The 13,918-nt window shown below is 41.3% G+C and carries 8 protein-coding genes, 1 tRNA gene and 1 pseudogene; 8 read left to right on the forward strand and 2 right to left on the reverse strand.

The window, feature by feature from the left end:
• The first annotated feature begins 50 nt into the window (after nucleotides 1-50).
• The 6 genes and pseudogenes from IEY13_RS03035 to IEY13_RS03060 all read left to right on the forward strand — a co-directional run bounded on the left by IEY13_RS03035 (nucleotide 51) and on the right by IEY13_RS03060 (nucleotide 10,097).
• Nucleotides 51-917 (forward strand): annotated as a pseudogene (locus IEY13_RS03035) (virulence RhuM family protein).
• A 63-nt stretch (nucleotides 918-980) separates the two neighbouring features.
• A complete protein-coding gene (locus tag IEY13_RS03040) occupies nucleotides 981-2,195 on the forward strand; it encodes a restriction endonuclease subunit S (protein ID WP_188950479.1) in 1,215 nt (404 codons plus the stop codon).
• Nucleotides 2,196-2,212: 17 nt separating this feature from the next.
• Nucleotides 2,213-5,374 carry a type I restriction endonuclease subunit R gene (locus IEY13_RS03045; RefSeq protein ID WP_188950480.1) on the forward strand — a complete coding sequence of 1,054 codons (3,162 nt, stop codon included), beginning with the start codon at nucleotides 2,213-2,215 and terminating at the stop codon, nucleotides 5,372-5,374.
• On the forward strand, nucleotides 5,371-6,066 hold the full coding sequence (locus IEY13_RS03050) for a M48 family metallopeptidase (protein WP_188950481.1): 696 nt from the start codon (nucleotides 5,371-5,373) through the stop codon (nucleotides 6,064-6,066). Before IEY13_RS03045 ends, IEY13_RS03050 begins: the two co-directional genes overlap by 4 nt.
• A gap of 160 nt (nucleotides 6,067-6,226) precedes the next feature.
• Entirely contained in the window at nucleotides 6,227-8,824 is a 2,598-nt protein-coding gene (locus IEY13_RS03055) for an AAA family ATPase (RefSeq protein WP_229687697.1), read from the forward strand.
• A gap of 1 nt (nucleotide 8,825) precedes the next feature.
• Nucleotides 8,826-10,097 (forward strand): McrC family protein, encoded by a 1,272-nt coding sequence (locus IEY13_RS03060; RefSeq protein WP_188950482.1) that lies wholly within the window; start codon nucleotides 8,826-8,828, stop codon nucleotides 10,095-10,097.
• Nucleotides 10,098-10,348: 251 nt separating this feature from the next.
• Here the strand turns inward: IEY13_RS03060 and IEY13_RS03065 are convergent.
• A tRNA-Val gene (locus tag IEY13_RS03065) sits at nucleotides 10,349-10,423 on the reverse strand.
• An 89-nt stretch (nucleotides 10,424-10,512) separates the two neighbouring features.
• The gene (locus IEY13_RS03070) at nucleotides 10,513-11,946 is read right to left on the reverse strand and encodes a hypothetical protein (RefSeq protein WP_188950483.1); all 1,434 of its coding nucleotides are present in this window, start codon (nucleotides 11,944-11,946) and stop codon (nucleotides 10,513-10,515) included.
• 95 nt (nucleotides 11,947-12,041) lie between these two features.
• Here IEY13_RS03070 and IEY13_RS03075 point away from each other — a divergent pair, with 95 nt between their 5' ends.
• Both IEY13_RS03075 and IEY13_RS03080 read left to right on the forward strand, forming a co-directional pair.
• Nucleotides 12,042-13,019 carry a hypothetical protein gene (locus tag IEY13_RS03075; protein ID WP_188950484.1) on the forward strand — a complete coding sequence of 326 codons (978 nt, stop codon included), beginning with the start codon at nucleotides 12,042-12,044 and terminating at the stop codon, nucleotides 13,017-13,019.
• A gap of 8 nt (nucleotides 13,020-13,027) precedes the next feature.
• The gene (locus tag IEY13_RS03080; protein ID WP_188950485.1) at nucleotides 13,028-13,918 is read left to right on the forward strand and encodes an alpha/beta fold hydrolase; all 891 of its coding nucleotides are present in this window, start codon (nucleotides 13,028-13,030) and stop codon (nucleotides 13,916-13,918) included.

The raw sequence follows: 13,918 nt of genomic DNA on the forward strand, positions 1-13,918 counted from the left end.
TACGGACTGTAAATGAGCATCTTAAGAACATTTATGCTTCTGCTGAACTTATGGAGGCGGCAACTATCCGGAATTTCCGGATAGTTCAAAAAGAAGGTAGCAGAGAAGTGACCCGCAATATTGATTTTTATAACCTGGATGCCATTATTTCTGTAGGGTATCGGGTAAACAGTGTTTCTGCCACCCGGTTTAGAATCTGGGCAACCCAAACATTACGCGAGTTTATTATCAAGGGTTTTGTGCTGGATGATGATCGTTTGAAGCAGGGAAAACAGTTTGGTAAGGATTACTTTAATGAGTTACTGGAGCGTATTCGTGAAATCAGAGCCAGTGAACGTCGTTTTTACCAGAAGATTACAGATATCTATGCACAATGTAGCATAGACTACGATGCTTCGGCTTCTATTACACAAACGTTTTATAAAACCGTTCAGAATAAACTACATTGGGCCATCACCGGTAAAACGGCTGCTGAAATAGTGGCCGAAAGAGCCAGAGCAATCAGCCCGCATATGGGCTTAACCACCTGGAAAAACGCCCCTAATGGGAAAATTCTGAAATCAGATGTAAGCATTGCCAAAAACTATCTTTCAGGTGAAGAGCTGGATGAGCTAAACAGGATAGTGACGATGTACCTGGACTACGCAGAAAACTAGGCCAAGCGGCAAATACCTATGGCTATGCAGGATTGGATAGGGCGGCTGGATGCGTTTTTACAGTTTAACGACTATGTTGTATTGAAAGATGCCGGCAAGATAAGCCATGAAATAGCCCGCAGCCTGGCGGAAAACGAGTATGAACAGTTTAGAAAGGAGCAGGACGCTGCTTTTCGCAGTGATTTTGATAAATCATTGCCGGAGTGGAAGGATGGGTTAGATGAACTGGTGAAAGGGGTAAAAAATAATAATGATAAATAGCTGAGAACTTTAGGAGTAATCTGTGATTAAAATGTTTAAATGGGTATTGTAAAATTCAGGACTATGAATTATTTAGGCGTTAAAAAAACTTCTTTAAGTGAGATTCCTGACGGGTGGGAAATGGAAGAATTGAATAATATTTTAATGATTGTTAAGGATAAATATACACCAGACAAGAAGGAAGATATATGTTGTTTAGAATTAGAACATTTTGAGCAGCGTACAGGAATAATTAATGGATGGTGTTCATCATCCACTCAGGCAAGTGTGAAAAATGCCTTTAAAAAGGGACAGGTTCTTTTTGGGAAATTGCGCCCTTATCTTCAAAAATATTGGCTTGCTGATTTTGATGGAGTATGTTCAAGTGAAATATGGGTTTTAACTTCAAAAGACAAGAAAACACTAGATAATAGGTATCTCTTTAGAATGGTCCAGATGCACCGCTTTATTCAAGCGGCAAATGTTTCTTTTGGTTCAAAAATGCCACGCTCTGATTGGGAATATATGGCTAATATTCCTTTTCCACTTCCCCCACTTCCCGAACAACAACGTATTGCCACTATTCTTTCCACCTGGGATAAAGCCATTGCAAAAGAACAGCAGCTTATTAAAACTTTGGAAATTCGGCATCGTGCTTTGATGCAGCAGTTGCTTAGTGGGAAAAAGAGATTGAAGGGGTTTAAGGATGAGTGGAAAGCCTTTAAGTTCGAAGATGTGCTGGCTAAAATAACGAATGGGGTTACCTATGATACTGAAAACACAATAGGAATTCCTGTAACAAGAATTGAAACGATTTCGTCGGGAATTATAAATTTTAGTAAGATTGGATATGCTGAGCAATTTGCAAATCAAGAAGATTATCGATTAAAGTATGGCGATATACTTTATAGTCACATAAATAGTTTGTCGCATATAGGAAAGACGGCAATCTATTTGGATGAGAAACCGTTGTATCATGGAATGAATTTACTTCTTTTGAGGGTAAATGACAATGCTGATAGAAACTTTATCTATTATTGGCTTAATTCAAAAGCTGCAAGAAAAGTTGCTCAAAGCCTTGCGAAACCAGCGGTTAATCAGGCGAGTATCAGCGCTACTGAATTAAAAAGAATTTTGCTTGATTTGCCGACCTTGCCAGAACAGACTGCTATTGCTGCAATGCTAAGTACTTCTGACAACGAAATTCAAATCCATCGCCGCCGCCTGGAAGCCTTACAACAACAAAAGAAAGGACTCATGCAAGTACTACTTACCGGCAAGGTGAGAGTAAAAATATAAACCTTTAAATACAGCCCATGTCTTATCCATCCTTCCGCGAAAACGATGCATCCCAACTTCCCGCTTTACAATTACTGATGCGGTTGGGATATACTTATCTTAACCCGGAAGAAGCGCTGGCAGCGCGGGGTGGAAAAACCAGTAATGTATTGCTGGAAGAGGTGCTGCGAAAACAGTTAAAAGCTATTAACGGGATACCGGCAGGTGTAAATAAAGCGATTCCCTTTAGTGATACTAATATTGAAGCTGGCATCCGGGCTTTGAAAGAACTACCTTTGCAGGAAGGATATATGAATGCCAGTCAATATGCCTACGATTGTATTACGCTGGGTAAGGCATTGGAGCAGAGTATAGAGGGGGATAAGAAAAGCTATACGCTTCAATATATAGATTGGAAGCATCCGGAACGAAATGTATATCATGTTACCGAAGAATATGAAGTAATGCGTACTGGTAGCCGTGATTTACTGCGGCCCGACATTGTAGTGTTTGTAAATGGTATACCACTGGTGGTGATTGAGTGTAAGCGGCCGGATATGAAGGAACCTATGCGGCAGGCTATTTCTCAGCATACACGTAACCAGACAGAAGATGGTATTCGCTCTTTGTATGCTTACAGCCAACTGTTGCTGGCCTGTGCAACTTTGCAGGCCAAATACGCCACTACTGATACCAAAGCAGAATTCTGGGCAAGCTGGAAAGAGGAAAAGGAGGATGATAATAACCTGAAACAGCTACTAAACATACCTGTCCGTAAGGAAGAGCGTGCTGCATTAGCAACTACCCGCAGTGCAGCCGAAATGGATGCATGGGAGCAACGGGTATCGGGTGGCGTGGAGGTAAGTGTGCAGGATAGCTACCTATACCATCTTTGCCGTGCGGAAAGGCTATTGCCGTTGATTAAAAATTACATACTTTTTGAAGGAGGACGCTACAAGAAAATAGCCCGTTATCAGCAGTTTTTTGCCATTGAAAAAATTATAGAGCGAGTACAGGAACAGGTGGATGGCAAGCGACAGGGCGGTGTAATATGGCATACGCAGGGTAGCGGTAAAAGCCTTACCATGGCTATGCTGGCAAGTCGTATTCATCAGGAGGTGCGCAACCCTAAGATTGTGTTGGTGACAGATCGTGTTGATCTGGATACACAGATTACCGAAACTTTTGGGCGCACAGGTGTGCCTGTACAGCGCACAACCACTGGTAAGCAATTGTCGGAGCTGTTGCAAAGTAAAAGCGATGCGGTGATTACGACGGTGATTAATAAGTTTGAAGCGGCCGTAGCGCAACTGGGACAAACGCCCCTGGATTCGCCTGATATTTTTGTTTTAATAGATGAGGGGCATCGTACTCAATATGGCAGTTTTAACGTAAAGATGCAAAAGGTGCTGCCCAATGCCTGCTTTCTGGCTTTTACCGGCACGCCGTTGATGAAAAAGGAAAAGAGTACTGCACAGAAATTTGGAGGTATTATAGATGCTTATACCATACGGGAAGCGGTAGAAGATGGGGCTATTGTGCCCATTATTTACGAAGGACGGCATGCTGTGCAGGATGTAAACCAGAAGGCGCTGGACAGGGGCTTTAACTATGTGGCCGAAGACCTTACGCCTTATGAAACAGCTGACCTGAAAAAGAAATACAGTCGTGCCAACCTGATAGCCAAAACAGAGCAGCGGGTGAATGAAATTGCCCGTGATATAAGCGAACACTTCTCTAAAAACTGGGGTGCAGATGCAACCGGTGACAGAAGTGGGTTTAAAGGGATGGTGGTAACACCGGATAAGGCTACGGCTATTAAATACAAGAAAGCTTTTGATTTAATAGGCAAGGTTACCAGCGAGGTGATCATTTCGCCGCCTGATATGCGGGAGGGGTATGAGGATATTCATGAAAGTGCTTCTGATGAAGTGGTGGCTTTCTGGAAAAAAATGGAAACGAAATACGGGAAGAATTTTGAATCTGTTATTATCAAGCAATTTAAAGATAGCGCATACCCTGACCTATTGATAGTAGTAGATAAACTGCTAACCGGCTTTGATGAGCCTCGTGTAATAGTTATGTATTTATGCCGGAAGCTGAAAGAACATACGTTGCTACAAGCGATTGCACGTGTTAACCGGGTGGCTGCGGGTAAAGATCAGGGTTTTATTATAGATTATGAAGGAGTGCTGGGCGAGCTGGATGCGGCAATGAATGTATATACGAGCCTGGCTGAATTTGAAGCAGCTGACCTGGAGGGAGCGGTAACAGACATTACGGTGGAAATAGCCCGGTTGCCGCAGGTACAGGCTGAATTGAATGATTTGTTTAAAACCCTTCCTAATAAGCAGGATATTGTGAGTTATAGCAGTTTGCTGGCAGACAAGTCCATACGGGATCTGTTTTATGAAAAGTTCAGCGAGTTTTCCCGTTGTCTGAAGCTTGCCTTTTCTTCACTCGATTTCGAAAATACGACTACAGAACATAAGAAGAATGGATACAGAGACCAGTTAAAGTTTTTTACCCTGTTGCGTAATGCAGTTAGCCAGACTTATTCTGATAAAATAGATTTTAACCGGTATGAGAAGCAGTTGCAAAAATTACTGGACCAGCATGTAACTACGGAGGAAGTAATACGGGTTACTGAGCAGGTGAGTATACTGGATGCAGAAGCTTTTGAACGGGAGCTGGAAAAAATAATTGGCGACCGTGCAAAGGCAGAAACCATTGCCAGCAGAACTGCCCGACATATTACGGAACGGATGGATGAAGACCCGGTTTTTTATAAACAGCTGTCTGAGTTGATACAGCAGACGATTGCTGATTTGCGGGCACAACGTATATCAGAAGCAGAAGCTTTAAAAAGGTTAGGCATTTATCGGGTGCAGGCTATCAATAAAGGCGCGGAAGATATGCCGGCGGCGTTAAAAGATAAGGCGGAAGCGATTGCTTTTTACCGTCTGGGTCTGGCAGAGGGAAAGCTGGCGGCTGACAAAAGTGTTGCCTTTGCAGTGGCTACAGACCGAATAATACGGCAGTATTTAGTGGTAGACTGGCAAAATAAACTGGATGTGATACGGAAAATGAATTTTTATATAGGAGAGTACCTGATTGATGAGCTTGGGCTGCCTATAGAGCAGGCAGATATGCTGGCTAATTTATGTGTGGGTATTGCTAAAGCAAGGTACAAAGCATGATGCAGGTATTGCAATATGGCTCAAAAGCGATTTCCTATCAACTGGAATTCAGCAAGCGTAAAACATTAGGTATTACCGTAACACCTGAAATGGATGTATTGGTGAAGGCACCAGAGGGTACGCCACAGGAACGCATTGAAGAGAAGCTGGAGAAACGTGCCCGCTGGATACTTAAACAGCAAAGTTATTTTCTGCGCTTTTATCCTAAAACACCTGAGCGTCAATACAGGGGAGGTGAATCGCACTTATACCTGGGACGGCAATATCGTTTGCGGGTACAAGTGGCGGCTAAAAATGAAGTGAGGTTTACAGGAAAGGAAATTCAGGTGTATCATACTGCCAAAGGAACTGCAAAAACAGTATTGCAAAACTGGTATCGTTATCGTGCAAAGGAAAAGTTTGCTGAGATTGCAGAACCATGGATACAACGGTTTGAACAATATGGCGTTCAGCCCGAAGGGCTGTTTATACAGGAAATGCCTACCCGTTGGGGGAGTTGTACGGCAAAGGGAAAGATTATTCTGAACCCGGAACTGATTAAAGCACCAAAGGTTTGTATTGAATATGTGGTGATTCATGAGTTATGCCACTTGCTCCATAAGCATCATACTGCACAGTTTTTCCAGTTGCAGACAGCGCTTATGCCAGATTGGGAGAAATGGAAGAATAAGCTGGAGATGCTTTTGGTTTAATTTATATAAACGCTCGTCCCAGGATTACCAATCTGAGAAGCTTTGTGAAGATAAATGGCTGAGGGAGGATTCTCAATTCAAGTTTTATTGTTTCTAAATGCATTGCATTTGAAATTTTTTGTAACTCAGTTAATTTAGTGTAAAATAAAACCCTGATAAAATGTTTCTTTTTTTTGGTAGAATTAACGTTAATCAAAATCCTGGTGATCAATTTCAGAACGCCTATTTCCAAGCTCAAAAGGGAACGTCCTACTTTGCTGAACTGAATCAATTTGAAAGTTTTAATAGGGAGCCAGTGTATGTATTTATGATCGCTGGTAACTCTGTTGAATTATGGAAAGCAGACCATTGGAGCGAGGATGAACAAAATCTATTTTTCCAAAAAACAAATGTTAGTCTAGATAATATGAATAGGGCATGGTTTGCCGCTTTTAAATTTTTTTTTCTTGATGCTGATTTAATTGTATTTACTACCCGGCGCCCATATAAAAAGGCATTTTTTAAACTAAATTTTGATGAATTCTTTACTGAGGACATGCTCTTAAATCCTGCCACTTATGCAGACTCCAATAATTACCGAAGCATTGAATTACATGCATCGATGCCAGATATAGCTTCGCGGAATTTGATTTTTTACAAGAAAAGTGCTAAATGGCATTTCAAGTTGCCTGATTTTTTTGATGGAAGTCTATTAAATGATTTTAGAGATAATACTGACAATATTGGAAAGGGTAGATCCAATAAAGATAATACGTTACGCCTGATTAATGATGCAAATCCTTTGCCTGCCGTTTATGATGCCGATAGCTTGACTTTAATGAATGTCTATGATGTATTCTTTTGCGATTATAATGGAAATGTAGAGGATGAAATTCTGCTAAAACAGCAAGAGTGTTTTTACAAAGTATCAATGAGTGCTAAGGATATAAGTGAGGACGCATTTAATTACCTGATCGAAAGGAATCTTATAGCAGTCCATAAGGACACGAAAGGGAAGGGTACTTCTTATGAAACTCAGGGAGACACTTTTGTTAATAAAATGAAAGTTGGAGATTACTTTTATTTGTCAAGAGGTAATCAGCGATTTGTATTAATAGGGAAAGTTGTTGGTAATGCTGAGCCTTGTGAATTTGAAGATTTGGGAGAGGAAGGGTGGATGCAAAGAAAATTTGTGTCAGTGAAATTGGCGTTCGCTGAAGAAAAATATGAAGGTGAAAATAAGTGGTGGACGCCCAATAATAACTCTACTTTTATTGTTATCCCTGATGCTGATATTCAATTAGCAAATAGTTTAATTTTCGCTCCTTACTTCAGTGTTGTTGTTAAGAAAAATCAAACTGGTTATCCAAGCCAACCATTGCAATCTTTTAATGGAAGTTCTATGCATCTTAATACAATCCTTTTTGGACCACCAGGAACTGGTAAAACCTATGCTTTGCAGCAACTAATCAAAGACTGGGATCTGATAGAGAAAGCTGACTTGTATTCGCTTAACTATGATAGCTTTGTTGATGGGTACGCCTGGTGGGAGTTAGTTGCTATTGCACTGTTGGACTTAAAGCAAGCAACTGTTCCTCAACTAAAAGAGCATCCTTTAATAAAGACAAAATTTAATAATAGTGCAATCAAAAGCTTTAATGCTCGTCTTTGGAGTACGTTGCAGAACCATACAGTTAGACATTGTGAGAATGTTCAGCTTCAAGATAGGTTAGGCGGAAGCTTGATTTTCTTTAAAGAGAAAAATTCCATATGGCGATTAGATAATGAAAGTGAATTCAAGGCGTCCTTTCCTGAATTAGTAGAAGAATGGGATAGGTTCAGAAATCCTTCTAACAAAAGTCAAGAAGTTAAAAAATACATATTTGCCACTTGTCATCAAAGTCTTTCTTATGAGGACTTTATTGAAGGTATAAAGCCTATATTGACGGAGAGAGATACGATAGACAGTGAATTAAGTATCACTTCAGTTCAATACGAAATACGCAAGGGGCTCTTTTATAAGGCTTGCAACAAAGCATGTCAATTGGCTGGTTACGCAAATCTTGATGAATGTTTGCAAGATACTAAGGCGAATAGGGTAAAAAGGTTTAATACAGCGGTTAAGGAAAATAATATCATGGTACTGTTTCTTGATGAAATTAATCGTTGCAATGTTTCGGCTGTTTTCGGTGAATTGATCACTCTTATTGAAAACGATAAGCGTTTAGGTGCAAAAAATGAAATCGCCGATGTAGTACTTCCTTACTCGCAAAAGTTATTCGGCGTGCCAGGAAACTTGTATATCATTGGAACAATGAATACTGCTGATAGAAGTATTGAGGCACTTGATACGGCACTTCGCAGAAGGTTTAGTTTCGAGAGTATACAACCAACTATTGAACCAATAAAAGAAAAGCAAATAGGTGATATTTATTTAAGTCAAATGCTTGCAAAAATTAATGAAAGGGTCTTGGCTTTGTTGAGTTCAGATCATTTGATTGGTCATTCATATTTTATCGACATATCGACGGAAGATGACCTGAAAGCTGTTTTTAAAAATAAAATCATACCTCTGCTTCAGGAGTATTTCTATAACGATTATGGAAAAATCGGGCTTGTATTAGGTAATGCTTTTGTAGAGTCGAAACGGAATAGTGTGCAGTTTCCAAAGAACTTTGAGTATGAAGATAAGGAGGAATTAGCAGAAGGTATTTCTTATACGATAATTACTGCTGACAGATGGACAACAGAATCATTCAAGTCAATTTACATAGATTAAGATGAAACTGTTCAGTAATAAAAATATTATTCGTGTTTTTGAACATCAGAAGTTGTTTTTTGGTGAGGGTGGCTGTTTTGCGGAAAAACATTGGAAAGCTTTATCTCGATATAATGAAAAATACAAAAATAGATACTTTACAGTGCTGCATAACGGTATCAAATTCTCTAATTACGTTGGGGTAATCCAGGCCGGTAATTTAACTATTGAGATTTTGCCTAAAATAGATAAGGCAAATCTTGATTCTGATACTGAAAAAAAGAAGTGGCATAATATACTACTGCAATTGCTTCAAGAATGTAATCTGTTAAAAATTGAGAATGCTGAGAAAGCTAATTTGAAATTGAAAGTAAAGTCCATACTTGACATTTATGTAGAGTTGTTTCTTAATGAAGTAGAAATATTGTTGCATCGTGGACTAATAAAAAAATACAAATGCAATGCTGAAAATATAACTACATTAAAAGGTAGAATTAACTTTCCGAAGCATTTTTCTGTTAACATGCTTCATAAAGAGAAATTTTATGTTCAACACCTGATTTATGATAGGCAAAATGTATATAATCAGGTTATTAAAGAAGCGCTGCTTATTATTCCATCATTGATCTCAAACCCTTTCCTTATTAATAGGTTGGGGAAGATTTTACTTGAGTTTCCTGAATTAAGCAGGTTGGCTATATCTGCGGATTCTTTTAGAAAAATCAAATATGACAGAAAAAGTGTTTGTTATAAGGAGGCTATTGAAATAGCAAAGATGTTGTTGCTTAATTACCGTCCGGATATTACTGGTGGTACAAATGATGTAATAGCCATTTTGTTTGACATGAATGAACTTTGGGAGGAATACATTTTTAGAAAACTTCAGAAGGCTGCAAATGGAAATGTGAAAGTGAGAAGGCAGCAAATGCAAAGGTTTTGGAAAATGAATGATTCGACCTACTCAAAGACAATAAGGCCTGATATTGTGATAGATAAAGGAGATGAAACTATTGTACTTGATACCAAGTGGAAGCTAATTTCAGATTTTACACCTACAGATGATGATCTTAAGCAAATGTTTGTTTACAATCTTTTCTGGAAATGTAAGCATGGTGTTTTACTCTATCCCGCGATAGAATACCAAAGAAGATCTGGAACCTATTTCAGGTTTCAGCAGCAGATGTTTGAAGAAACTAACTGTTTAGTTGCTACTTGTAATGTATTAAATGAAAAATCTATGCTTGATAAGGCCATTGGCGTCAAGATATTAAATGATATTGTATTTAGCCTATAAAGAAATTCTATACGCTGTATAAAACATTGGAAACGCTCACTAATTTAAAATATATTTACGATATGAGGCCCTCTTCCAAACAAGAATTGGTTTGTAGGCTTTGCTTAGGGCTCAATAACAATTTATATTATAAAGATGGTATTTGATCCGGTATTTATCTAACCTCTACCATGCCGGAACCGCTGTCTCATAATGAAGTTAGTGTCGACGCGATATATTTAAAAAGCCGCTCAAATGAGCGGCTTTCTCTGTGGGAGCACACGGGATCGAACCGCGGACCCTCTGCTTGTAAGGCAGATGCTCTAAACCAGCTGAGCTATGCTCCCTTTATTTATCGCTTTTGGCAGGTGCTTCGTGCGTTTCGGGTTGCAAATATAGGATTCCTTTTATTCCTGCCAAATTATTTTACAGAAAATTATAATTCTCTGTAAATCCGGCCATTATACAGGTAATAGGTTATTTTGTTAATCACCATTTTTTCTCCCCGGTTTAACGGTTCCAGGGTGGGTATGTCTTCTTTTTCAAAGTGCAGGCTTCCGCCGGTAGCCAGGGCCAGCCGTATGTAATCCGGATGTATGCCCAGGCGTTTGCCGCATACCATAATATGTATGGGGCGGTGTATAGATGCTATTAAAGGGGTATCGCGTACAGGTGCCCAGCTATCTGCAATCAGTATTACTTCTTTGCTGGTGGGGGCTTCGCGTATGCCATACAAAATGGCTTCGCAAACGTTCTCCTGCAAATCTCCACCGCCATTGCCTTTGTTCATGGTTTTCAGCACCAGTTGCGAGGCCTGCCGTGCGTTTTCTGCTTTTTCGCCGTAAATACCACCTGTCTGGTTAATAATCTTTTTCTTATCCGGCATTTTGTCGCCATCGTTAAAACAAACCAGATAGTCAATATTGTTCCGCTGTTGCTGTAGCCAAAGCCAGCGTAGCAACTGCGCTATATAGGGCGACATACTACCGGTAACATCCATAACAACCAGCGCATTGGTAAAGGTATTACGGGCAAAGCTGTTGAGTACCGTAGAGTCTGCCACGTTCAGGCGGGGCAGGGGCAATGAATCTAAAAGTGTAGCCGGGGGCTTATCCAGGCGTTCGGTTAGTAAAAACAGCGAGTCTTGTTTTACCAGTTTACTGCCCCGCGGTACCATTAATTTTTTACGGTAGGCTTCTTCAGAGCTGATGGCTATAACAGTATCATACTGCTTAATGTAAGGGGCCAGATAACTGCGGGAGTGGGCAGTCTGGCGTATTACCCTGTTATTATATATCACCGGTTCTCTGTTGCCTGTACGGTGTATTACTTCCCAGTGGTTTATTCTGGGGGCGGGCTGTGCTGGTGGTGCAGGCGGCGGGGCAGGTGTTAAAGAAGTAATCAGTGCTGCTTCTTCCCGGGCTGCATCTTCTGTATAGGGGCTACGGTAATTAATTACAAAACCGTGTACCAGCTTTTCTGCGCTGGGTTTATCATAGCCGGATGTCTGGCGTACAATATTCCAGCTAATCTGCGGTTGCTGATCTATACCCGGTACCAGGCGGCAAAGTTCCAGCAGCCGGTTTTTATTAAGCGGTTTCAGGTTCAGCGCCGGGGGAAAGTCTGAGTACAGCAGGTCTACCGATAAAATCTGTGCGCTTTGCAGCCGGGCTATTCCAGCGGTATCGTTAAACTGGCTTTTGCCATAGTTCATGGTCAATACCAGATTTTCTGCACCGGTTTCCGGTATTTCGTAAGCAGGAATGGTGATAACACGATGGTTGAGAACAGAGTCAATAAGGGAGTGCGATTGCGCGCGCGCAGCTACAATTGCAGCTGGCAATAGTAAGGTTGTTAGCAGAAACTTCATATTTACAGTTCGGTTAAGGGCCCTATGGCAATGGGCTAATTTAAACATGTTTCCGGTATTAGTGGTTATATTTACGTTCAACCTGTTACTTTATTATGGCCCCTGAAAAATTGAGAAAAATTATATGGATAGTAGCCGCCGCCCTGCTGGCTGCGCTGGTTTTTTATTCGCTTTTTACTATGGATATGCTGGGTAATGTATTTACGGTAATGAGCATAGGGTTTATAGCAGGCGTACCGTTCTGCATTGGTGCATTTACCATATTTCTGTGCGATGTAAAGCTGATAGCTAAGCGCAGGTTTGTGATATGGATGTCTATAGCACCCATTCTGGCATTTTTTCTCCTTACCCTGGCATTGGCTATGGAAGGCTGGGCCTGCTGGCTTATGATACTGCCTTTCTTTTTAGCGCTTTCTGTTGCAGGGGGCCTGGTAATGGCACGTATCCGGTTAAAGAATCTGAAAGACAGAATGTATATGTCGTTTTTTGCCTTGCTGCCGTTTGCCGTGGCTCCTGTGGAGCAGGCTATAGCCAGCATACCTGGCCGTTACACCGCAGATACCGCTATTGAAATAAAGGCCGATAAAGCGGTGATATGGAGTATGGTTACCCGGGTTAAAAAAATAGAGGCAGCAGAGGATAAAGGATGGTTTACCCGTATGCTGGGTTTTCCCCGTCCGCTGGAGGCAGAACTGGACTATGAAGGAACAGGCGCCTTTAGAAAGGCCGTTTTTGATAAAGGGCTTGTGTTTGATGAAAAAGTAACTGCGTACCAGCATCAGCGGTTTATGCAGTTTACCATCAGGGCCAACCCTTACGATATACCTTCTACCACTATGGATGAGCATATTGTGGTAGGCGGAAAGTATTTTGATGTGCTGGATGGTACTTATGAATTACAGCCACTGGCAAACAATACGTATCGCCTGCATTTATATAGTCATTATAAGTTGTCTACCTCGTTTAATTTTTACTCCAGCTGGTGGGCGGGGTGGATTATGAAGGATATACAGAATAATATATTGCAGGTGATTAAAAGTAGGGCTGAACAGGCCGCCACTGTAAAACAGTAAAGAGGTTTATGATCCGGAAGATTGGAAGAATTACATTACGTACCCCGCTGGTGCTATTGGTATTGCTGATTATAACGCTGCTGGTGTTTGACAGGCTGGTGCAGTTTAGAATGTCTGATGCCGAAGCGAAGGTGTGGTTTGAAGGAAAGCAGGTGCCACTGACCATTAATTATTACCATACCCATAACAGGGATATACGGTACCTGGCCACAGGTAAGGATACCGGTGCTACGGTGTTGTTTATTCACGGTGCCCCCAGTTCTTCTACCTATTACCGCGAGTACCTTACAGATAGTTTATTGCTGCAACAGGGCCGGCTGATTGCGGTAGACCGTGCAGGGTACGGGTACTCAGGGCTGGCCAAACCCATTACCTCTATACAGGAACAGGCTGCTATTATACGGCCGGTGCTGGATAGTTTACAGCAGCTGCACCACCCGGTAGTAGTGGTGGCAGCAAGCTATGGAACCGCTATTGCCTGCCGGCTTACCATGGATTATCCGCAGCTGGTAGATGGGCTGGTGCTGATAGCGCCTGCGTTGGCACCGGGAGAGGAGAAAACCTATTGGTTTACACCTATGATTGAAGGCTGGTTGTTTCACTGGACGGTGCCGCGCATGTTACAAACTGCCAATGCAGAAAAAATAGCGCACCCACATGAACTTAAAAAAATGTTGCCGCTTTGGAAGAATATACAGGTGCCGGTAAATTATCTCCAGGGCGCTGATGATCAGCTGGTGTATACCACCAATGCCGATTTTGCACGGGCACAGCTGGTAAACTCGCCGCATGTGGATATTCAGATGTTGCCAGGGCGTGGGCATCTGATTGCTTTTCTGGAAAAGGAAAGAATTCGTAACAGTATATTGGATATGTTGCAGCGTGTTCGCAATAAGTAA

The organism is Filimonas zeae, assembly GCF_014641615.1.
Taxonomy (GTDB): Bacteria; Bacteroidota; Bacteroidia; order Chitinophagales; family Chitinophagaceae; genus Filimonas; species Filimonas zeae.